This is a genomic window from Chitinophaga nivalis, from assembly GCF_025989125.1.
GTDB lineage: Bacteria > Bacteroidota > Bacteroidia > Chitinophagales > Chitinophagaceae > Chitinophaga > Chitinophaga nivalis.
Window position 1 is genome coordinate 7,942,072 of the sequence record NZ_JAPDNR010000001.1, and the last position, 20,815, is coordinate 7,962,886.

Genomic DNA, 20,815 nt, shown 5'->3' on the forward strand with positions numbered 1-20,815 from the left:
TACCGTGATTTCAATGCGATGAAAATACAGCAACCTTATTGTTGCTGCTCCCTTCTCAACAGTCCGCCATGCATACGATGCAATTATTTCTTTTGTTTTCTGAAAACTGACAGCAATACCCAGCTCACAGCGGCGGCCAGCAGGCCGGCCCCAATAGCCAGGGTGATACTGCCATAAATATATTGTAAGGTGTTATCGCGGATGGTATCAAAAGTGATGCCTTCCGTGAAAACCAGGTCTTTAGCGGTTTGTCCCAGCCAGATACGGCCGGTTAAGAAGCTGGCAAAAATAACGAAGGGTGTCAGCGGCGGGGTGCTTACATGCGCCGCCAGCAACACCAGTGCCTTATTCAGTTTCAGCCGGATGGACACCAGAATGGCTACCAGCAGCTGAAAACCCCAAATGGGTACAATGGCCATGAATATGCCGAAGCCGATGGAAGCGGCTTTCCGGCCATTGGATTCATCTGCCCTTAATACCTCTTCCCGCCACATCTTTTTCCAGCTTTCTTTTTTCAACAGAAACCGGATCAGGTCGCGGGGTTTGATATATAAAAAAGTGATGAGTACCAGTACTGTATTCAGTACGCTGATACGCGAAAAATCGCGGAAAGGACGGAAATGGGATACCCGTTCTTCTGCCGGCGGATAATATACTTTTACCGGCGCCCAGTCTATTTTTATACCCTTCCAGGCACTGCGCACCAATACTTCTATTTCAAATTCATACTTGGTACACCAGAAATGCATGTTCCGCATCCGGTGCAGTGGATACAACCGGTATCCCGATTGTGTATCCGGCGCTTTCAGCCCCGTTTCCACATAAAACCAGAAATTGGAAAACTTATTGGCAAAGGTATTTTTACCTGGCATATTTTCCTGTTGCAGGTTGCGCGCACCAATGACCAGTGCATCCGGGTTTTCCTTGATTTTATCCAGCATCACCGGCAGATCGGAGGCAAAATGCTGTCCGTCTGCATCCATGGTAATCACGTATTGGTAACCCTGGGCAGCCGCATAGGAAAATCCACGGCGGAGTGCAATCCCCTTGCCACGGTTAGGACTATACGAAACCAGCTGTATAGCAGGATATTGTTCCAGCACGGCGGCTGTATCATCGGTAGCACCATCATTCACCACAATCACATGACTGGTATATGACAACGCATCTGCCAGTACAGCCCCCAGTGTAGCGGCATTGTTGTAGGTGGGAATCAGTACCGCTGCGCGGTGACTTTCAAAAAGTCCGTTATATATAGTATGGTTCGTCACTTACTTAAAAATCCCCTGGAACTTCATAAATGTGGTGTCGTCGCGTTTCAGCGTAGCGTTTACTTTCTGGCCTGCCTCTTCAGTTTTGAAGGAGATGGTCACATCTACCAACGGTGTTTTTCCGGGATCGATCATGTTCAGGAACTTCATCTGACCGGCTTTCTGTAAAGTAACCGGCTGTTGTAATGCGCCACGCAGCAATTCGGTAATGATCTGCATCATGCATACACCGGGAACAACGGGTTGTTCCGGAAAATGGCCTTCGAATATCGGATGTGCGGCATTCAGCTCGATAGTGGTCGTTACCTGTCCGGCATCCTGTGTTTGGGTGGTAATGGTATAAAAATTTCCTGCTAACATAAATTTATATGGTCTTTACCCGAATGTCCTTTTCAGGTGATCCGGTTATCATGAGATAATTATGGTGTTGATGTAGTATTGGTTTGTTTTTGTTCTACCCGTTGCAGGGAAATATTGAAACGGAAATGCTGATGCTGAATCTGAATCGTATCCGGTACGCCGTTGTTGTAATGCTGCATCCATACCTTTACGGCAGGGCGGCGCTTCGAGGCCTGTTCAATCCTTATCAGCTGTGTGCAGGCCGTATCCGTCATATAATAGTTATGCCCCTTTGCAGTAGGCACGGCTACATAACGGTAAAGGCTATCCGTAGCCATATAGGCCTGATGCAGATCCGGGCGCAACAATACCAGGGCAAAATCCTGCCGGAGTGTTTTTACCACCGCTTTTTTATTCATCTTATCTATGATAAAATGATTGGTAAAGTTGCCCTGTTTATCAAATTCAAAATCAAAGAACTTAAAACCCATTTCATTGGCAAATACCACGCGTACACTGCTGTCGGGCATCTGCTTAAAAAACAACAAACCGCTCAGGTGATGTTTTAATACATTTACCTGTGTACTATACAACGTTGCCGTAAACTGCGGACTGAACTGCCGGATGCATTGTACATCACCAGCCGTGCGTTGCAGTCCTTTGTAGGAAGAACGACACCCCGTCAGCAATCCCGTTATTACGAGGATACTATTTAACAGAAAATACCGCATCCGGAATCTGACTGTTTAATTGTTTATGCAAAAAACTGATGGTGGTATCATCGCCGGATTGTTCCTGCATAGTGATACTGGCAACACTGTAATCCTGTTTATCTACCAGCAGTACAATGGTTTTAAAATAGGTTTTCAGCACCTTATTTACCGGTACCAGTTCCAGGCGGTATTGCCGGGCATTTTCTGATACGGCGGAAGTAAAGTCTGCATTATCCAGCACAGTACCCCGTACACAATCTACCGTAATCCGGTTTACCTGTTCAAACAGTTTATTGCTTTTACCAGACACCTTATTCTCCCGCTGGGCATCTTTGATACGGATATCTTTTCCGTTGATGACCAACAGATAGTAGGATGGCTGCTGATATTCCATTCTTACTTTATTCTCTTTTTTAAACCAGAACTTTCCTTTGGATACAATTTTATCCGACAGCATGCTCAGGTTCTTTTCCTGCACAAAATCACATTGAATACTTTGTGTATTCTGTGCTGCCCGGGCAAACTGCTGTTTCAGCGGCGCCAGGTCTGTTACCGGCTTAAAACCGGATTGTGCGAAGACCGGTAAACCCGCCACGCAGCAAATTAAGCAGATGATCCATTTATGCATAAGCGGATACGTTTAACATTTTATCAATTCTTTCCAGGCGATACCCTTTAGCGCGGATATCCGCAATCAGCTGCGGTAAGATATCAGCCGTAATCCGGCAGGTATCGTGCAACAGGATCACAGCGCCTGGCTGCAGCTGGCTAATAATCTTATGCAGCAATGCTGTTTTATCTGTGGCCACCGTATCCAGCGATCGGATATTCCAGCCTACCGGCAGATAACCACCTGTTTGTATGGCTTTGGCCAGGTTAGGATTGGTAACGCCATAGGGCGGCCGGAACAGGCGCGGACGCAGGCCGGTCACCGTTTGTGTGATGTTGTCCATATCTCCCATATCACCACGCATCCGGCGGCTGCCATACATATCAAACCAGAAATGATGCGAATAGGTATGATTGCCGATTACATGCCCTTCATCGTGTATGCGTTTCAGTAAGTGTTCGTTGCCGACAATATGTTTGCCGATACAAAAAAAACCGGCTGGTACGCCGTGTGCCTGCAGCATATCCAGGATAGCCGGTGTATGCGCCGGTTGCGGGCCATCATCGAAGGTAAGGGCCACTACTTTTTCTGTAGTTGCTGCCCGGGACAATACTTTAATATAAAATCCCGAACGAACATTCATCGCGCCCCATACAAACAGTGGCAACAATAACAGCGGCGTAAAGAACATCCATAACGGTACCGGGTACACGGACAACACATCCAGTACTACCAGTATCATCAACCAGCCGATACCCACTATATATGCTACCCGATAATTCAGCATGCACTTATTAAAATCAGGGAATGGTGTGTACCCTGATGATGATTATACAATAATATCCTGTTGATTTTTTCCGGAGCGCGGCCAAAAAAGGCAGCAGCTTCCGGCACCTGTTGTTCAGAGAGGATGCTGTTGGCCATCCACATCCCAAACGCCATGGCTGTAGGGTATTCTCCGCAAAGGTGTTTGAAACAGGCTTCGGCCTGGTCGGGAAACAGCGCTCCGGCTACTTCTTCATAAATTTCATCCTGGTCAATATCTCCGTTTCTGCCGGTTATCAACAGGTCGATGTCTGCCGGTGTACATTGATGATCTTCCAGGAACTTCATGATATGTCCGATCACTTCTCCTTCCCACAGCGGCTTGTACAGGGTACTCAGGCCGGTAAGGGTAGCTACGGCGCCAGGAATTTTTTCTGTTCCCAGGGTAAAGAAGGCGGCTCCTTCACCGGCAATGGTACCACGAACAGGGCTGTTCAGCAGTTCCATGGTTTTTACCGGTTCTTTTTTATAGATACCGAAACGGTGCAGGATGTCGTAACTGTATTGGGTTAATTCATCCAAACCACCAGCCAGTATCTGTCTGGCACTACCTTCTTTCAATATCATGGTCGCATCCAGCAAGGCCTGTTCAAAGGAAAAGCCACGATGCACAAAGGTGTTGTTATATCCCTGACATCCCATCAGCAGGGCAATCTGGCCAGCTACTGTATTATGGGTACTTTGAATAAAAGCGGTAGGTGTCAGCATTTCTTCCTGCTGTTTCACCATTTTGGCAAGAAATACGCCGGTATCGTCCAGACAGCCGTATGCAGTACCGGTGATGATCGCATCCACGGCATTGATACCAGCGGCCTGTAAACTGAGGTTGGCGGCGCCTACGCCCATTTTCACCACATGGCTCATCCGGCGGATCTGTTTCACATCAATCCATTGTTTGTAATCCGGGTCTATAGCGGCAAGGCGTACCTGGTCGTACTCCTGCAGGTTGTCCAGCAATGGACCACCCTGCGCAGTATCCTGCGGAGATATACAACCCGTACCATTTATATAGATGTTCATGTAATGCTGTTTATGCTTTAGAAAACACCAGGCTGGAGCAATTGCCTCCAAAACCAAATGAATTGGACATCACATGCTGCAAAGGTTTGCCGGTAGCGTAAGCTGCCACCGGTGCAAACGGCAGTTCTTTCATCTGATGTTCAAAACGGGCGTTCGGATAAATGATGCCTTCCTTAACGGCCATAGCTGAAAACACGGCTTCAATTCCTCCGCTGGCACCCAGTGTATGCCCGGTAAATGATTTTGTGGAGCTCATTACCGGGAAATGCGGCGCAAACAGGCGGCTAATAGCAATTCCTTCAGATATATCGTTGTTTTGGGTGCCGGTACCATGCAGGTTGATATAATCAATCTGTTGCGGTTGTAGTCCGCTCATGTCCAGGGCCCCTTTCATGGCTAAGTAGTTGCCGGTACCATCCGGCGAGGAAGCCGTCTGGTGGTAGGCATCGTTGGCATTGGCATAACCGCTCAGGCGGCACCAGGGCTGCAGCTGGGCAGCCAGACTGTCTGACACCAGTATTACATAGCCGGCGCCTTCGCCCAGATTAAGCCCGGTACGGGTATCATCGAACGGGCGGCAGGGCTGCTGGTCCAGTATCATCAGGGTATTAAAACCGTTGAGGGTAAAGCGGGTAAGGGAGTCGGTACCACCGGCAATCACTACATCCACGATGTTGTTGCGGATCAGCCGTGCGCCATACATCAATGCATTGGCGCCGGAAGAACAGGCTGTACTGATGGTGGATATATGATGCCGGATACCCAGGGTATCTGCTACCAGTTCAGTAATACTACCGCATTCGTGGTGTACTACCTGGTTCAACCTGCCTTTACCGGGATGGGTCAGCAGGTCTGCAAAGAAATCTTCTGTTTTATCCATTCCTCCTACCGTGTTGCCGGAAACAAATCCGACCCGGTAGGCTGAAATATCCCTCAATCCGGCAGACTGCCACGCTTCGCGGGCAGCAATGAGACTGAGCAGTGCTGTTCTGCTGATGTGTTCCGGCATACGGGCCATATCGGCCAGGGTGGCATTATCTGCCTTTACCTCCGCCACCGGAAAGGTATTATGATGCACAGAGCGCAGGTGCTGCATCGTTGTCATACCGGGTTGCATATCCCTGAATGCCTGTAAACAGGCACGCAGATCCAGCCCGATACCGCTGATCACCCCACCGCCTGCTATCCATACCTTGTCACTCATGCCTTATTGGTTTGATTTGCCTGAATATAGGTTGCCATGGTGCGTACAGAGCGGAATATTTCCGGGCCCTGTTCCGGGTTGGCAATGCGGATATTATAGTGTTGCTGTAATAATACAATCAGCTCCAGCGCGTCAATAGAATCCAGTCCCAGTCCGTCTTTAAACAAAGGCTGATCATCGCCGATGCTTTCCGGTGTTACTTCCTGCAAGTTCAATTGTTCAATGATCTGCGCTTTCAGATCCGCCATCAACTTTTCCACGGTAATAGTTTAAATTAAGTTATTTACGATGATGTTATATGTCTTGTTGGTAACTGGCTGTTAAAGCCGCTGCTGTCAACGGTATGGCCAGTCCTCTTTGTTTATTTTCCACCAGAAAAACAGCTGCTTCATACTGCTGTTCCATCACCTCCACCCATCCGCATATACAGGCCTGCAACGGTGTCACAGCCAGCAGTGTTGCGGGATATTCACTCATCAATCCGGCGTCGAATGTATCGGACACAAAAAAGGTATTCTCTCCTTTAAAACCGTGCCGGATACAAATTTCGCCCATCACAATATTAGGAAGCGTATATACAAACAGGGCCGGACTCGCAATATCCTTTACTGTGGCATAATAACGGACATCCGTATCCAGGCTGGCGCTCCGGTTGGAGAGTACCAGGCCTACGGTTTCCGGCGGCAGGGTATGCACATCGGTCGACTGCAGCAATACTTCTGCCGCCAGCCAGCCCAGTTTACTGAGTGCATCCATTTTATGAAATTTCGGATATTGCCCGGAAAAGCGGTCGTATCCTGCCCGCAGAAATTCGGATAATCCCAATGCCTGATCCGCTTCCCATTGTAACGTCCCGTTTAAGTATACCCGGTGATTACGAATGATACAACAACCTGTAATATATGCGTCTTCGCTATTCAATCTCTGAGCTGCTTTTTAGTTTTTCTGTTAATTCAATTGTTCTGGCGAGCCGTTTAAGGGCTGTATCATGGTTTTTCACAAAAGGATTGTCCAGGTCCCATACATAACCGGCCAGTACAGAGCAAATCTGCCCTTTGATAACCGGGTCTGCATCTTTTTTAAAGAAGATGGTATCCAGGGTACCTTCATACCAGGCCATTACATAGGAGCGGAAGGTATTCACGCCCTGCATGGTAGGTTCCATGTACTCTTTTTCCCAGTCTACGGCTTCGTTTTTCAGTTTTCTGATCACCAGCTTTGCTGCTGTTTGTGCAGAAACGCAGGCTAAAGTTACGCCAGATGAGAAAATCGGGTCCAGAAATTCTGTTACGTTGCCTGTCAGCACAAATCCATCGCCATAAAATTTATCGGTAGTAGCCGACCACGACTCTAATATGCGGGGTTCAAATACCAGCGGCACATCACGGAAACGTTCCCTGGTATAGGGTTCTGCTTCCAGTAAAGCCCGGTATTTTTCTTCATCGCTGCCCGGGTAGGCGGCAAAAAATTCCGGATCTCCTACAAAGCCAACCGAAGTAACGCCGGTAGAAAACGGAATAATCCAGATCCATACGCCTTTCTGGTGTACCACGGCCGTAATACGGTTAGGTTCATCCGCCATGGAACGGCGTTCATCCACGGTATGGGCAAATAATGCCTTGCGCGGTTGCAGGCTGGAATTTTTTTCCAGGTTAAACAGGCGGGGAATTACCCGACCGTAACCGCTGCCATCCACGATGAAGCGGGCAGCAATCTGCGATTGTTGTCCATTTTTATCTGTTACGGTTGTAACAGAATCAGATCCGTTAAAACGTATATCCGTTACCGTAGTTTCATATGCTACCGGCACGCCCATTTTTTCTACCGTGTCGGCCAGTGTTTTATCAAAATCGGCCCTGGTCACCTGCCAGGTCCACGTCCAACCGGGTGTGAATTGTTCCTCGAAAGTAAAATCGCAGGTAGCATCCCCTTTCACGAACTTGGCGCCGTATTTCTGCTGAAAACCTTTTTCCTTGATGGCTTCTATAAAGCCAGCTTCCTGCAATGCATCCATGCTGCGGGGCAAGAGGCTTTCGCCAATGACAAAACGGGGAAACTGTTGTTTTTCCACCACTTTCACTTTATACCCGGCCTGGTGAATAATAGATGCAGCTACAGTTCCGGCAGGTCCTGCACCAATAACCAATACATCGACTTGTTCAATAGTCATACGAAACAATTTGGGTTTCAGGAATTTGTTGTTGAACGGATTTTATTTATTTAAAAACGATATGCCGGGATATTTTCCGGAGAACAAGGCTATTCCACCTGCCAGTCATCAGCGCTGCTTTCTCTCCGGTATCCGGTGTATCAGTTTTTCTTTTTGCATTTCAGGAGGGTATAGTTCATACCCATCTGGTTGTTTTCTTCCACGATTTGCAGGCCGGCATCTTCCACGCACTGGAAGAAATCATCGGTGTGATACATCTGGCTGTTACCATTGGCCATCGCCGTAAAGTATAAAGAGGTCTGTTGCAGGCAGAAAGCGGCAGATTTAAATTGCTGGCGGTTCCAGAAAGGCTCCAGGATATATACCGTACCGTCTTCATTCAGTGCTTCGCGGCAACGTTTCAGGATAGAAACGATTTCTGCTTCGGAGAAACAATCCAGGAACTGGCTCATCCAGATGGCATCAAACCCGGTAGGGAAAGGTAATTCCTCGTGGAGAATGTTGGCAATATGAAAATGCACCCGGTTTTCTACTCCGGCATCTTTCATTTTTTGCTGTGCCAGTCCGGCCTGTCCGGGTAAATCAAATATGGTTACTTCCACATCGGGGTCTTTGGCAGTACATGCCAGTGCCCATTTACCGGTGTTGCCGCCGATATCCAGCAAACGTTTTGGTTTATTTTCAAAAACGATGTCCAGTGCAGCTGGTGTAGCCAGATCGGAATAGTAGTGATCGAAATCGAACCAGCTCTTGCCGATTTCAGGCGGCAGCAGGGATAATCCGGGATAGATGGTATCCCAGGGGCCCAGCTCCTGTAAACCGGCAGGACGGCCCTCTTTCAGGCTTTCCTGCAAATGGTTCATACCCTTGTAGCAGATGTCCTGTGAAAAGTCCATGTTGATACGGGTCAGCTGATCATGTAAAATAAAGTAGCCGGTTTTGGTCAGGGTATATTTTTTATCATTCACAATCACCAGTTCCATTCCCAAACCAGCTTCCAGCAAAACTCTTACTGCATAGCGGGATAATTTCGTCTGCTCCATAATGGCTTCGATGGTAATACCTTCAGCGCGGCTGTTGCTGACTGCTGTTAAGATTCCCATATCGCGCAGTGCCCGGGTAGCCTGAAAAGCAACGGGGGCAAAGGCCAGACGCAATGCTGCTTCTTTGGCTTCTAATGCTGTTTTTGTTTCTTTATTAAACACGACAATGATTTATTTTGACTGTGATTGATTGTTAACTGTTGTTGCTACAGGAGACCTGTTGTGTTATTCCTGCACCAGGCTGAATACCATGGCTGCATTACATCCTCCGAATCCGGAAACGGTTTTCAGAAAATGTGCCGATTTTTTTTGCAGGAGCTGGCTGGTAACGGCTACCGGTTGCGTAACACCGGAAGTTTCATATCCCCGGGTAGGCAATACCACGCCTGCTTTCATGGCCTGCATGCTGATGATGGCTTCAATAAGACCGGCAGCACCCAGGGTATGGCCATAATATCCTTTTAAGCTGTTTACGGGAACATCTGCCAATCCTGCATGATGCAGCGCTTTGGCTTCCATTTCATCGTTGTACAGGGTAGCGGTACCGTGTACGGATACAAAACCGATATCGGCTGGTGTAAGGCCGCTCTCTTTGTATGCCAGCTGCATCGCAGCGGCCAGTTCTTCCCCGGTACGGGAAGGGCCGGAAATATGATTCGCGTCGTTGCTTATTGCACCGGCGCCCAATACAAAACCGGCTCCGGCATTATTATTACTGAGTATAACCGTAGCAGCGCCTTCGCCGAGGGAAACCCCGGAGCGGGCGGCATCAAATGGTTTACAGGGTACGGCACTCACTGCCTGAAACGACTGGAAACCAGATAAAACAAAACGGGTGAGTACATCTGCTCCTGCTACTACTACCTGATCATACTTCCCGGATTCTATTAACCGTTTAGCGGTAAGGATGGCCACCAATCCGGAGATACAGGCACTGCTTACCACCAGTGGTTTATTGACCGCGTCAAAATAAGCGGCTATTTTAGCTGCTGTATCAAAGAGCGGCAGGTTATCCATTACCGGAGCAGTGTCCTGTGACTGCTGTTCCAGTAATTCGATATTGCCTTTGGTAGTGGAAATAATGAGTCCGGTGCGGGGGTCCGACAAGCGGATGGTTGTTTGCCGGAGTGCATCGGTGATGGATACGATCAGCATTTTTTCAAACTGCGTATAGCCGTCTACGTGCAAACCTGCTGTAAAGGCATCCAGCTGACCGGGTTGCAGCATCGCGCCGTAAAACGGTGCAGCAGCATATACATGCTGCTGTTGGATACCACTGTTGCCTTGCATCACCTGGTCAAAATTTTCCCGGGTAGTACTGCCCAATGGTCCCACAATATTATCTGCTACTACAAACACCTGTTGCATAATACCCTTTATTGAACCAGTCCGTGTTGTTTTTTCCATGCATTGAAAAAGGCCGGTGTAGTGAGTTGCAGGGTAGTGGTTTCTTTATCCAGGAAAACCTGTACAGTAGAACCTTTTGCAATCACTTCACCGGTCGCCGGATTAGTCAGTGTATATTCAAATTTTATTTTTGCCGCCATGTTGTCCACAAACCTGGTTTCTACTACTACCATATCGCCATAGCGTAAAGAGCGTTTGTAGTCACATTGTACGTTTACCACGGGAACCGTATATCCCTGTTCAAAAAAATCCAGATAACGCAAGCCGTATTTTTCACCGAAAGCCTCTCTTCCGTCTTCAAAATATCTCACATAATGCCCATGCCATACAATTCCCAGCGAATCTACCTCATTAAATCTGACCTGTATGCTGGTACTCTCGGTTAAACCCATCTCTTTATATTTTCTGATTTTATTTCCCTGAGGAAATCCGGCTCACCGGAACCCTGTTGGCTTAGCCTTTTTTCTTGGCGGCCTTGGTGCCTTTGGTAGCTACGGCAGTTTTGCCTTCTTTTTTAGGTGCAGTTTCTTCTACCGGATCTACGGCATCTGCATATTTCTGTTTGATTTTGTTGTAATCAGAACTGAAATCATCCATGACATCATGTACAGAGAAAGCCCAGTAGTTACGGAAGCCAAAACCTTTGGCCTTGCCGGTCATCCGTTCTGTCAGCAGTACACGGCGGGTATCCATATCCACAATGGTTACATACATGGCCGCTGCTTTTTCAGCTTTGCTCATGGCTTCCATTACAAATAATACGCCGATACCTTTTTTATCGCTGAAATCAAATCCTTTCACCAGCTTCTGGATATCTTCCGGTTTCAGGTGGTTGAAGTCTTCCGGATTATCGGATTTCAGCAAATCTTTATTGGTGCCTTCATTACGTTTGTTAACGGTTGTGATGGCGTAATTCACTTTACTGTGGTGAAATGCACCGGAAACATCATACTTCTTGGGCTCATTCACGACTACCTGGTTAATACCGGCAAAGTGACGTGCTACGATGTCTGCGGCATCAGCGCCTGCATCACCAATCAGACGGGCCTGTGTGAAATCCACACCCAGCCAGGTAAAAGAGGAATCTTTGTTTTCCAGAAAATTTTTCAGTTTCTGTGCTTTTGCTGTGGATGACCACAAGCCGCATAAGATCAAAGGGATTGCTACGAGTTTACTGAGACGCATATGCTGTTATATTTGCGGGTTGATGAAAATTTTCATTTCACATTGTGCCATTACCCGGCCATCCCACATTACCTTGCCGGTTACCATCGTGGCATTAAATACTTCTCCTCCGATTTCAGTAGTCGTTTCAATGGTTTGTCCTGCCGGAGGCAATTCAAACACTTCAAAGTCTTTCACGGCGCCAATAAATCCCAGTGGCACCGGTGCATTTTCCTGTTTGGCAATATAACCGATACGGGCAGCAGCTGTTTGCGCAATATTTTCCATGAGGCCCGGCGCAGTGAGTACGCCATTTTCAACAAAAATATTATCTGCCGCTATGGTCAGTCCCGTGCGGGTTTTAGGCCCATCGACTTCCAGAATACCACTGATCATTACAATCGGGGCACGTTGCGGAATGTATGCTGTAATATCATCTGTATGAATAAACATCTGCACAAGTTATTAGTAAAAAATGAAACACGAAGTAAATAGAATTCCTTGAAATTATTACCAGTAAAAACACGGATTATTCCCAAAAGTCATAATAATTGAACCACTGGGCCGGGTATTGCTTTATTTTTTCTTCCAGTAGTGTCACAAAATCACGCAAGGCGGTTTCCACTCCCTGATTACGACGGCCATGGTAAGTTCTGGGTTCCGTTGCATAAAAATGATAATGGGTAGCTGATTCCTTAAAAGCAAACACCACAGAAACAGGTACCCTGAAAGTAGCTGCAAGCAGGTAGGGGCCCATAGGAAAACGGGCATCATGCCCCAGCAACGGAGCCGTCAGGGTTTTATTACCGGGTAAAAAACGGTCTGCGTGCATACATACCAGTTCCCGTTTACTCAAGGCTTCATTGATAGCATAAATATGCGATAGATCCTCCTTAATAACGATAATATTCACATTACGGTTGCCGGTAACAGCAGATAAATATTCTTTGATGCGTTGGTGTTCTCCATCAAACATCACAATATTAATAGCTGTCTGCAGCCTTTTGAAGAGATGACCGGCCACTTCCCAGTTGCCCAGGTGGGCGCTGAGCAGTATACCGCCCCGCTCTCCGGCTACGAGCTGCCGCAGGTGATGTTCACCGTCAAAATCAAAGGTGAATTTATTGGCCATATCTGCCATCACCACAATCTTGTCGATCAGCGTCTGGCCAAACAGGTAATAGTTCCGGTACAAACTGTACAGGGAACGCCATCTGCCGTACCCTATTCTGTAACGGAAGTATCGGTAGATCGGTCTGGAAGAGCTCCAGGAAAATAAAAAATAGTAGAAAGCGACAAACCTCAACAGGAAATAAGCCGGATAAACGCCTCCATACCGGAGTATGAAAATGAAAATACCATATCCGAGCTTATTTCCCTTGGACTTTCCTTGCCAGGAAGGCATTACACCAGTTCTTTTTGTTGAACACGCGCAGTTACATAATCGTAAAAGTCCTGGAAGGTCACTATCGTCTGAAAGTCTTCCGGTTTTACCTTAAAGCCAAAGTTGTCTTCAATAACAACCACCATATCAATATAATCCAGACTGTCCAGATCCAGTGTGGCTTTCAGATTCGCTTCCGGTTTGATTTCATCGGGGTTTGCTTCAAACTCCTCTACCAGAAAAGTGTTCGTAACAGTTATTATTTCTTTGATATTCATAAAAGTGTGTGATCAGATATAGGTCGTTTAAAAAAAAATGTTTAAGCGTTATTTTTGATTTAACCCATGATGATCCTGGTTTGACAAAGTTAAGCATATTTTGAAGTAATCGGCTGCAGGTTACGGACAGCAGGGCTATCCTACTTTTTCCTTACCATTCACATGCGTAAAAAACTGTGCCAATAATCTACAAGACCAGTTCATGATAGCGCTATGGTTTATGCTATGGTTTATATCCCTTCCCATCCTTTTACGATCAGGGAAGAATTTGTGCCTCCAAATCCAAAAGAGTTCGACAAAAATATATTAAATTTTTTATCTATTGTCTGTGCAACAAGATTTAACCGGGCGGCATCTTCATCCGGATTTTCCAGGTTGATGTTGGGTGCAATAAATCCGTTTTGCATCATCAGCATGGAGTAAACAATTTCACTGGCGCCTGCCATCCAGCATTCGTGGCCGGTCATTGATTTGGTTGAGCTAACGTAGGGTTGGGTGCTGCCGAATACCTCGTAGATAGCACGGGCTTCGCTGGCATCGCCGGCTGCTGTGGAAGTAGCATGCGCATTAATGTATTCAATATCTTCCGGTCGCAGTCCGGCATCCTGCAAGGCAATCTGCAGGGAACGTACCGGTCCGTCTACCGTTGGGTTAGAGATGTGTGCGCCATTGGAAGAAAAGCCATAGCCCAGTACTTCTCCTAAAATGGTAGCGCCTCTCCGTTGTGCCGATTCCAGGCTTTCCAGTATAACCGTAGCAGCACCACCGCTGGGCACCAGGCCATCGCGGTCGCGGTCGAACGGGCGGGAAGCACGGGTTGGGTCATCTTCCCGTACAGAAAAAGCAGCAATGGCATCGAAGTTACCCATGGCATAGATGTTTACTTCCTGGGCGCCACCGCAGATAACGGCATCCTGCATCCCATTACGGATAAACATATACCCCAGGCCAATGGCATGTGAACCACTGGCGCAGGCAGCGCTCACACTGAAATTCACGCCGCGCAGCTTGAAGATAGTAGCCAGGTTCATATTCACGGTGGAGTTCATGGTCTGAAATACAGATCCTGAACCTACCAGCATGGTATCTTTTTTCGCCCGCATAATATCGTTGGCTTCTACCACCGGTTTTGCAGAGCTATCGTTGCCATATAACAGGCCAATGGGTGTTTTATCAATATAATCCTGGTCTATGCCTGCCTGCTCCAGGGCTTCCCGGGTAGCTACGTAGGCAAATTCCGCCTGTTCCGGCATCATGAGCCTGGCCCTGCGGTCCAGTAAACCTTTCAGTTCCGGTCTTTCCACATAACCGGTCAACCCGGAACGATAACCAAAGGCTTTTCTTTCCGGGTCCAGTACGATGCCTGATTTACCCTGATACAGGGACTCTTTTACCTCCTGTTTGTTTTTTCCAATGCAGGAGTAGATGCCCATTCCAGTGATCACTACGCGGTTCATTATCTCTTGGCAATTAGCTGTTAGCTGTTAGAAAATTATATTATACGTGCTTCGCGCTTGCATTCCGGGTTCTAGGTATGCAGACCACCATTGATATTCAACACTTCACCGGTAATATAACCGGCAGCCCGGGAAACAAAAAAAGCGACGGCACCTGCTACTTCTTCCGGTGTACCAAAACGGTTCATCGGTACCTGTGCGGCGAGTTCCTTTTCGTTCAGTTCTGCGGTCATATCCGTTTTGATATAGCCCGGAGCAATAGCATTAACGGTCACCCCTCTTTTGGCAACTTCCTGGGCCAGGGCCTTGGTAGCGCCAATCACGCCGGCTTTCGCGGCGGAGTAGTTGGTTTGTCCTGGTAAGCCTTTGAGGCCGGACAGTGATACCATATTGATGATACGTCCATTCCGTTTCAGCAACATATTATTGAGTACCTGTTTGGTGACATTAAAGAAACCATTCAGGCTGATGTTGACTACATTATTCCACTGTGTATCATTCATCCAGAACATCAGGGAATCTTCGCGGATGCCGGCATTATTCACCAGTACTTCAATGAATTGATCTTTATGATTTTCTACCCAGCCGCCCAGTACCTGTTGTACTTCTGCAGCATCCCCTACGTTGAACTGCAGGAGTTCACCCGTACTGCCGGTTGCTGTTACCCCTTCCAGGGTTTCCTGTGCAGCGGCTTCGTTGCCTTTATAATTAATCAGCACATGATATCCCAGTTCAGCCAGTTTAATACATACTGCCCTGCCAATACCTCTGGATCCCCCCGTTACTAATGCACACTTCATGAAAATTACAAATTACGGTTAATGAATGACGGGCCGCGTCACCGCAGCCCTTCCCCTGTTCTTAAAACTGCACCGGTTCATGTTGCACCAGGTATTCCTTGATTTTCTGCAAGTCTTTATAACGTGGGCTGTCGTCAATAAATTTAGGGAAAATAGCCCTCACTTCCTGGTAGATCTTATGAGAGAAAGCGGCCAGGCGGTCCTGACAATTCAGATAATCTACTGCCTGCAGCATGGTCATTACCTGCACAGCCAGCACTTCAAAGGTATTGTCAATCACCTTCTGTGTCATGATAGCTGCGTTACAGCCCATGCTCACAATATCCTGGTTATCGTTATTGTTAGGAATACTGTGTACATACATCGGGAAAGAGAGGGTCTGGTTTTCTGCTACCGTAGAAGTAGCCGTAAACTGTACGCCCTGCATACCGAAGTTGAAGCCCAGTTTGCCGAGGTTCATGAATGGCGGGAATTTATGATTCAGCTTATCATTCATGAGGTAATTCAGCTGCCGCTCAGACAACATGGATAAGCGGGTAACCGCAATTTTCAGTTTGTCCATTTCCAGGGAAACATAGTCACCGTGGAAGTTTCCGCCATGAAATACGTTACCGAGATGATGATCCACTACCGGGTTATCGCTTACGGAATTGAGTTCCTGTACCACCAGTTTTTCTGCATGTGCCAGGGTATCATAAACGGGGCCCAGGATCTGCGGCACACAGCGCAGGGAATAATATTCCTGTACTTTATCTTTAAATACTTCTTCTTCCAGTTCTTTATAAAGATGATCAGGACGATGCCGGATCATTTTGCTACCCTGCAGGATTTCCCGCATTTTAGCCGCGATGGCATTTTGTCCTTCATGCTTTTTCACGACATTGAGTTCTGCCGACAGGTGGTCATCAAATGCTTCCACGATTTCATTGATCATGGCAGACAATATCACAGACCAACCCAATAATTTCCGGGCGTGGATCAGGTTTACCAGTCCCACACCGGTCATGGCGGATGTACCGTTGATAATGGCCAGTCCTTCTCTTACATGGATGCTGATCGGTTGCAGGTTTAACTTTGCAAATACAGATGCGGTAGGTTGGTAGGCGCCTTCATACCATACTTCCCCTTCTCCGATGAGTACCAGTGCCAGATGTGCCAGCTGTACGAGGTCGCCGCTGGCGCCTACGCCGCCATGTTCAAACACACACGGATATACGTTTTTATTGATCAGGTCTTTCAGCAGGTGTACGACTTCCGGATGAATGCCGGAGTGAGCCTGCATAAAGCTGCTCAAACGTGCTATCATCAGGCCTTTGGTCATGAGTGGCGACATGCACTTTCCAGCACCCGAGCTGTGGCTGCGGATCAGGTTATACTGCAACTGAAAGGTATCTTCCTCACTGATGCGGTACTGTGCCATTGGGCCAAAACCGGTGTTGATGCCATATATCAGCTTCTTAGCTGAAAACTTTTCAAGAAACAGATAACTAGCTTCAACCTGCTGTAATGCGGCTGCTTCCAACGCCAACTCTTCTCCACCCAAAAGTATCCTGTACACTTCATCCAGGGACAGCGCCTTACTACCTAGTGTGACCATCTTATAATAAATTAAAATATTTATGTATGTAAAAAAGTGCCCAAAATTAGTATAAAGCTGGATTTATCCAAATAAAATACCAGCCCTTCACTACGAATTACGGGTAATTACGTATGCGATTTCTACTGCAACGATTCGTTTTTCAAGGAAATGTTTATGTTTCTTCCGTTGGTGCCGGTGGTGTTACTAAAACCTTATCTATACGATGTGCATCCATATCGACAATCTCGAAAGTAAATCCTCTCCAGGCAAATTTTTCGCCTGTTTGCGGAATATGTTCCAGGTGATGCAGGACGAAACCAGCCAGGGTATCGAAGTCTTGTTCAAATTCAGTAGCCCAGTCTTCGTAATCAAATTCCTCCAGAAAATCATAAAACGGAATCTGTGCATCTACCAGCCAGGTACCATCTTCCCGTAACACCATCTCGTAATCATCACTCTCCGCAGTTTCCGGCATATCCCCTACAATGGCCTCCAGTATATCGTTGAGCGTGATCATGCCAAGGAACGTGCCATATTCATCCACAATAAAGGCAGCATGTAAATGGGTTTCCTTAAACTTTTCCAGTACCTGGTAAGCGGTATTATTTTCCGGTACAAACAAAGGTTTTTTAATGATCTCTGACAGCTTTACATTTTTGCCGGTTACCCCATAGAGGTCTTTGATCGTCACCAAACCACGGATGCTGTCGATCTGGCCGTCGCATACCGGATATACCGAATGCAGGCTGTCCAGGATTTTGGCATGATAGTCCGCTGCCGCTTCGTTGATATCCAACCAGGTGATATCATTGCGGTAGGTCATCAGGGAGGTGATATTACGATCCCCCAGATGAAATACCCGTTCAATGATTTCCTGCTCTGTTTCTTCGATGGCACCGGAGGAGGTACCTTCATTGATAATGGCTTTGATCTCTTCTTCCGTAACGTGGGTATCGTTGGATTTGATATTCAATAATTTTACCAGCAGGTTGGTGGCGGCGCTTAACAACAGGATGAAGGGAAAGGTGAGCCATGACAATACCGTCATCGGTTTGGCCATGTATTTGGCAATAGATTCCGGCTTGGCCATGCCAATACGTTTAGGCAACAATTCTCCGAAAACCAGGGAGAAAAAAGTAATCACCACTACAATCAGAATGGTGGCCAGTATACTGCTATATTGCTGAAGGGAAGGGAACGTGTTGAGCCAGGCCATTACATCGGCCTTGATACCGGAACCGGAGTAGATCCCGGTTAAAATACCGATCAGGGTAATCCCGATCTGTACCGTAGAAAGAAAGGTGTCTGGTTTGTTAGCCAGCTTTAATGCTGCTTTTGCTTTTTCATCCCCTTTATTGGCCTGATTCTCCAGCCGGATCTTCCGAGCTGACACCATTGCTATTTCCGACATCGAGAATAGGCCGTTCAGTAAAATGAGGATGATGATAATGACGACTTCCATAAATAGAGCCTAAAAATAATGAATTATTCAAATATAAGGGTAAGAAATGCCAGCACCAATCCGGAGGCGATAGCCAGCGCCTTGCGGCCGCTGAGTTCATGATGTCTGGTGCCACTTTCGTAAAAAATAGTCGTGGAGATGTGCAGGAAAGTACCTACCACCAATGCTACCAGATATAACAGGTAATGCTGTATCACTTCAAAGCGGTTCCCCATCCATCCTGCCAGCAATGCTGCCAGTGGGGTTACCAATGCAAAGGTCACCAAAATCCGCCACAGATAAGCCTTTTTCTTATGGGCGTGCAACATAACCGTCATCAGGGTGAGGCCTTCCGGGATCTTGTGCGCCGCTACGCCCAGCATCAGCGAAGGCAGGGCTGATTTATCTTCATACTGAAATCCCAGTGGAATCCCTTCCATGAAAGCATGGATAGACAAGCCCAGCAGCAAGGGCAGTATTGCGATATGCCGGTGATGATCGCCGGGGATATGGGTATGCCCATGCTCCATGCCATGTGACAGCTGCTGCAGGAAAACCTGCAGGAAGAAGCCCAGCGCGATATAAATACCCGCTGCGTGTCCCAGCTCATGAAATACTTCCGGTAACAGGTGCATGATGGTAACACCAAAAAGAAAAGCACCGGTAAAGGCCAGCAGATAGATAGAGAAGTTGGCGTGCACCCGCTTTACCGTCATGGGTATAATCCCACCAGCAAGCGTAGCCGCCAGTATAAGTATCAGATAATTCCAGTTCATGTTGTCAGTTCAGGTTCCAGCCTGATACGGCGTTGAAAGAAACTACCGCTCAGTAACCCAATTAAAATACCCAGTATTCCTCCACCGGTAACATCCAGCGGATAGTGTACGCCTACATATACCTGTGCATATGAGATGGCAGCAGCCCAAAGGAAGAACAGCCAGGCATACCGGCCGAATGCTGATTTTAAAGTTAAGAAACAAAACGTCGCGAGCGCAAAATGGTTCGCGGCATGGTTAGAGGTAAAGCTACCGCTCATCGGACAATATACCACCAATACACGGGCATAATGTGATACAAACGGATCCCGGCATGGCCGCAGCCTGCCGATAGATTCTTTCAGGAATAAGCTGGTCTGATCCGCTACCCCGAAACACAGCAGGAAAAAAACAATCCAGAAAAGCCCTTTCCAGCCATAGTTGATCGTTACAAACAGGCCAAGGAAAAGATATAAGGGGGCCCATACATATGGCTCCCGTAGAAAAGGCATCACTACATCCAGGAATGCGTTGTGCCATTGTCCGTTAATATGAAAGAATAGTCTGAGATCTCCCCGCAGGATACCTTCAAGCATGGCTATGATTTTGTAGCAACGATGACTAAACGTGGCGAACGTTGTTCATCATAGCTGTTAAAGTGATAGTCGCCGAATATTTCAGTGATACGGAGGCCCTGCCGGCTAAACATCTCCTCAAAATCTTCCCGGGTAAAAGCATTCACACTTTCCGTAAAGGAAGCCCGGCGCATTTTATCCTTATCCAGGATACTGATTTGTTTCATGAATTTCCGGTCTTTGTATTCCCGCCGGATATCAAACACGACATTCTCTTTTTCCTTTACCTCATCATAAATGAGGTGAGCCGCCACATAAGGGCTGTTCAGGTAATCCAGCACCAGCTTCCCTCCTGGTTTCAGGGCATTCCGGAGCGTGCGCAGCGCATTGTCATTATCACGGCGGGACTCGAAATATCCGAAACTGGTAAAGAAGTTAAATACCACATCAAAGTAATTGACACGGAAAGGCAGCCGCATATCGTGCTGAAAAAAACTGAGATGGTCGTTTTCCAGCTTTTTGGCGGCATTGATGCTTTCAATGGAAAGATCTATACCGGTTACATAATAGCCTTTATCAGCCAGGTAGCTGGCATGCCGGCCCTTTCCACAGGCTACATCCAGCATTTCTGCCCCCGGAGCCGGTTGCAAATAGGCCAGTAATTTATCTATAAAAGCAGCCGCTTCCCGCTCATCCCGGTTGTTATACAACAAATGGTAATAAGGAGAATTGAACCAATCTTTAAACCAAAGTTTATCTACTTCCATAATTTATACCCCT

The 20,815-nt window shown here is 47.2% G+C and carries 24 protein-coding genes; all 24 read right to left on the reverse strand.

Annotated features, from left to right (window positions below; genetic code table 11):
• Positions 1-83: 83 nt before the first annotated feature.
• The 24 genes from OL444_RS29035 to OL444_RS29150 all read right to left on the reverse strand — a co-directional run bounded on the left by OL444_RS29035 (position 84) and on the right by OL444_RS29150 (position 20,802).
• Positions 84-1,271: a DUF2062 domain-containing protein gene (locus tag OL444_RS29035; protein WP_264727495.1), complete on the reverse strand. Its 1,188-nt coding sequence runs from the start codon at positions 1,269-1,271 to the stop codon at positions 84-86.
• Positions 1,272-1,631, reverse strand: a complete 360-nt coding sequence (locus tag OL444_RS29040) for an ApeI family dehydratase (protein WP_264727493.1) — start codon at positions 1,629-1,631, stop codon at positions 1,272-1,274. It lies immediately after the preceding gene.
• Positions 1,632-1,690: 59 nt separating this feature from the next.
• The gene (lolB2, locus tag OL444_RS29045) at positions 1,691-2,341 is read right to left on the reverse strand and encodes a flexirubin biosynthesis protein LolB2 (RefSeq protein WP_264727491.1); all 651 of its coding nucleotides are present in this window, start codon (positions 2,339-2,341) and stop codon (positions 1,691-1,693) included.
• Positions 2,319-2,951: a flexirubin biosynthesis/transport protein LolA2 gene (gene lolA2, locus OL444_RS29050; protein WP_264727489.1), complete on the reverse strand. Its 633-nt coding sequence runs from the start codon at positions 2,949-2,951 to the stop codon at positions 2,319-2,321. The genes lolB2 and lolA2 overlap by 23 nt, the downstream gene beginning before the upstream one ends.
• On the reverse strand, positions 2,944-3,720 hold the full coding sequence (locus tag OL444_RS29055) for a polysaccharide deacetylase family protein (RefSeq protein ID WP_264727488.1): 777 nt from the start codon (positions 3,718-3,720) through the stop codon (positions 2,944-2,946). Before OL444_RS29055 ends, lolA2 begins: the two co-directional genes overlap by 8 nt.
• Positions 3,714-4,778, reverse strand: coding sequence for a beta-ketoacyl synthase chain length factor (locus OL444_RS29060; RefSeq protein ID WP_264727486.1), 1,065 nt, complete (start codon positions 4,776-4,778; stop codon positions 3,714-3,716). Before OL444_RS29060 ends, OL444_RS29055 begins: the two co-directional genes overlap by 7 nt.
• Before the next feature lie 10 nt (positions 4,779-4,788).
• The gene (locus tag OL444_RS29065) at positions 4,789-5,982 is read right to left on the reverse strand and encodes a beta-ketoacyl-[acyl-carrier-protein] synthase family protein (RefSeq protein ID WP_264727484.1); all 1,194 of its coding nucleotides are present in this window, start codon (positions 5,980-5,982) and stop codon (positions 4,789-4,791) included.
• The gene (locus OL444_RS29070; protein ID WP_264727482.1) at positions 5,979-6,242 is read right to left on the reverse strand and encodes a phosphopantetheine-binding protein; all 264 of its coding nucleotides are present in this window, start codon (positions 6,240-6,242) and stop codon (positions 5,979-5,981) included. The genes OL444_RS29065 and OL444_RS29070 overlap by 4 nt, the downstream gene beginning before the upstream one ends.
• 34 nt (positions 6,243-6,276) lie before the next feature.
• A complete protein-coding gene (locus OL444_RS29075; RefSeq protein WP_264727480.1) occupies positions 6,277-6,903 on the reverse strand; it encodes a hypothetical protein in 627 nt (208 codons plus the stop codon).
• Positions 6,896-8,152, reverse strand: a complete 1,257-nt coding sequence (locus OL444_RS29080; protein ID WP_264727478.1) for an NAD(P)/FAD-dependent oxidoreductase — start codon at positions 8,150-8,152, stop codon at positions 6,896-6,898. Before OL444_RS29080 ends, OL444_RS29075 begins: the two co-directional genes overlap by 8 nt.
• A gap of 140 nt (positions 8,153-8,292) precedes the next feature.
• Positions 8,293-9,357 (reverse strand): SAM-dependent methyltransferase, encoded by a 1,065-nt coding sequence (locus OL444_RS29085; RefSeq protein ID WP_264727476.1) that lies wholly within the window; start codon positions 9,355-9,357, stop codon positions 8,293-8,295.
• A 63-nt stretch (positions 9,358-9,420) separates the two neighbouring features.
• Positions 9,421-10,563, reverse strand: coding sequence for a beta-ketoacyl-[acyl-carrier-protein] synthase family protein (locus OL444_RS29090; protein WP_264727474.1), 1,143 nt, complete (start codon positions 10,561-10,563; stop codon positions 9,421-9,423).
• An 8-nt stretch (positions 10,564-10,571) separates the two neighbouring features.
• Entirely contained in the window at positions 10,572-10,994 is a 423-nt protein-coding gene (locus OL444_RS29095; RefSeq protein ID WP_264727472.1) for an acyl-CoA thioesterase, read from the reverse strand.
• Between the two features lie 61 nt (positions 10,995-11,055).
• A complete protein-coding gene (locus tag OL444_RS29100) occupies positions 11,056-11,787 on the reverse strand; it encodes a hypothetical protein (RefSeq protein WP_264727470.1) in 732 nt (243 codons plus the stop codon).
• A 6-nt stretch (positions 11,788-11,793) separates the two neighbouring features.
• A complete protein-coding gene (locus OL444_RS29105) occupies positions 11,794-12,219 on the reverse strand; it encodes a hotdog family protein (RefSeq protein ID WP_264727467.1) in 426 nt (141 codons plus the stop codon).
• A gap of 76 nt (positions 12,220-12,295) precedes the next feature.
• A complete protein-coding gene (locus OL444_RS29110; RefSeq protein ID WP_264727465.1) occupies positions 12,296-13,171 on the reverse strand; it encodes a lysophospholipid acyltransferase family protein in 876 nt (291 codons plus the stop codon).
• The gene (locus OL444_RS29115) at positions 13,171-13,428 is read right to left on the reverse strand and encodes an acyl carrier protein (protein WP_264727463.1); all 258 of its coding nucleotides are present in this window, start codon (positions 13,426-13,428) and stop codon (positions 13,171-13,173) included. The genes OL444_RS29110 and OL444_RS29115 overlap by 1 nt, the downstream gene beginning before the upstream one ends.
• A 230-nt stretch (positions 13,429-13,658) precedes the next feature.
• On the reverse strand, positions 13,659-14,885 hold the full coding sequence (locus OL444_RS29120; RefSeq protein ID WP_264727461.1) for a beta-ketoacyl-[acyl-carrier-protein] synthase family protein: 1,227 nt from the start codon (positions 14,883-14,885) through the stop codon (positions 13,659-13,661).
• Between the two features lie 71 nt (positions 14,886-14,956).
• A complete protein-coding gene (flxB, locus tag OL444_RS29125) occupies positions 14,957-15,685 on the reverse strand; it encodes a flexirubin biosynthesis SDR family reductase FlxB (protein WP_264727459.1) in 729 nt (242 codons plus the stop codon).
• Between the two features lie 61 nt (positions 15,686-15,746).
• Complete coding sequence (gene flxA, locus OL444_RS29130) at positions 15,747-17,282, reverse strand: flexirubin biosynthesis tyrosine ammonia-lyase FlxA (protein ID WP_264727457.1); 1,536 nt, start codon at positions 17,280-17,282, stop codon at positions 15,747-15,749.
• A 154-nt stretch (positions 17,283-17,436) separates the two neighbouring features.
• Positions 17,437-18,726 (reverse strand): hemolysin family protein, encoded by a 1,290-nt coding sequence (locus OL444_RS29135; RefSeq protein WP_264727456.1) that lies wholly within the window; start codon positions 18,724-18,726, stop codon positions 17,437-17,439.
• 23 nt (positions 18,727-18,749) lie between these two features.
• Positions 18,750-19,481, reverse strand: a complete 732-nt coding sequence (locus tag OL444_RS29140; protein WP_264727453.1) for a ZIP family metal transporter — start codon at positions 19,479-19,481, stop codon at positions 18,750-18,752.
• Positions 19,478-20,056 carry a phosphatase PAP2 family protein gene (locus OL444_RS29145; protein WP_264727451.1) on the reverse strand — a complete coding sequence of 193 codons (579 nt, stop codon included), beginning with the start codon at positions 20,054-20,056 and terminating at the stop codon, positions 19,478-19,480. Before OL444_RS29145 ends, OL444_RS29140 begins: the two co-directional genes overlap by 4 nt.
• 2 nt (positions 20,057-20,058) lie before the next feature.
• Entirely contained in the window at positions 20,059-20,802 is a 744-nt protein-coding gene (locus tag OL444_RS29150; RefSeq protein WP_264727449.1) for a class I SAM-dependent methyltransferase, read from the reverse strand.
• Positions 20,803-20,815: the final 13 nt, after the last annotated feature.

What these genes read in the sequence shown, in the direction of transcription:
- OL444_RS29090 (WP_264727474.1), bottom strand. Translation starts at nt 10,563, where the DNA reads ATGCAACAGGTGTTTGTAGTAGCAGATAATATTGTGGGACCATTGGGC.
- flxB (WP_264727459.1), bottom strand. Translation starts at nt 15,685, where the DNA reads ATGAAGTGTGCATTAGTAACGGGGGGATCCAGAGGTATTGGCAGGGCA.
- OL444_RS29120 (WP_264727461.1), bottom strand. Translation starts at nt 14,885, where the DNA reads ATGAACCGCGTAGTGATCACTGGAATGGGCATCTACTCCTGCATTGGA.
- OL444_RS29080 (WP_264727478.1), bottom strand. Translation starts at nt 8,152, where the DNA reads ATGACTATTGAACAAGTCGATGTATTGGTTATTGGTGCAGGACCTGCC.
- OL444_RS29040 (WP_264727493.1), bottom strand. Translation starts at nt 1,631, where the DNA reads ATGTTAGCAGGAAATTTTTATACCATTACCACCCAAACACAGGATGCC.
- OL444_RS29135 (WP_264727456.1), bottom strand. Translation starts at nt 18,726, where the DNA reads ATGGAAGTCGTCATTATCATCATCCTCATTTTACTGAACGGCCTATTC.
- lolB2 (WP_264727491.1), bottom strand. Translation starts at nt 2,341, where the DNA reads ATGCGGTATTTTCTGTTAAATAGTATCCTCGTAATAACGGGATTGCTG.
- OL444_RS29150 (WP_264727449.1), bottom strand. Translation starts at nt 20,802, where the DNA reads ATGGAAGTAGATAAACTTTGGTTTAAAGATTGGTTCAATTCTCCTTAT.
- OL444_RS29105 (WP_264727467.1), bottom strand. Translation starts at nt 12,219, where the DNA reads ATGTTTATTCATACAGATGATATTACAGCATACATTCCGCAACGTGCC.
- OL444_RS29095 (WP_264727472.1), bottom strand. Translation starts at nt 10,994, where the DNA reads ATGGGTTTAACCGAGAGTACCAGCATACAGGTCAGATTTAATGAGGTA.
- OL444_RS29110 (WP_264727465.1), bottom strand. Translation starts at nt 13,171, where the DNA reads ATGCCTTCCTGGCAAGGAAAGTCCAAGGGAAATAAGCTCGGATATGGT.
- OL444_RS29055 (WP_264727488.1), bottom strand. Translation starts at nt 3,720, where the DNA reads ATGCTGAATTATCGGGTAGCATATATAGTGGGTATCGGCTGGTTGATG.
- OL444_RS29060 (WP_264727486.1), bottom strand. Translation starts at nt 4,778, where the DNA reads ATGAACATCTATATAAATGGTACGGGTTGTATATCTCCGCAGGATACT.
- OL444_RS29140 (WP_264727453.1), bottom strand. Translation starts at nt 19,481, where the DNA reads ATGAACTGGAATTATCTGATACTTATACTGGCGGCTACGCTTGCTGGT.
- OL444_RS29145 (WP_264727451.1), bottom strand. Translation starts at nt 20,056, where the DNA reads ATGCTTGAAGGTATCCTGCGGGGAGATCTCAGACTATTCTTTCATATT.
- lolA2 (WP_264727489.1), bottom strand. Translation starts at nt 2,951, where the DNA reads ATGCATAAATGGATCATCTGCTTAATTTGCTGCGTGGCGGGTTTACCG.
- flxA (WP_264727457.1), bottom strand. Translation starts at nt 17,282, where the DNA reads ATGGTCACACTAGGTAGTAAGGCGCTGTCCCTGGATGAAGTGTACAGG.
- OL444_RS29100 (WP_264727470.1), bottom strand. Translation starts at nt 11,787, where the DNA reads ATGCGTCTCAGTAAACTCGTAGCAATCCCTTTGATCTTATGCGGCTTG.
- OL444_RS29065 (WP_264727484.1), bottom strand. Translation starts at nt 5,982, where the DNA reads ATGAGTGACAAGGTATGGATAGCAGGCGGTGGGGTGATCAGCGGTATC.
- OL444_RS29115 (WP_264727463.1), bottom strand. Translation starts at nt 13,428, where the DNA reads ATGAATATCAAAGAAATAATAACTGTTACGAACACTTTTCTGGTAGAG.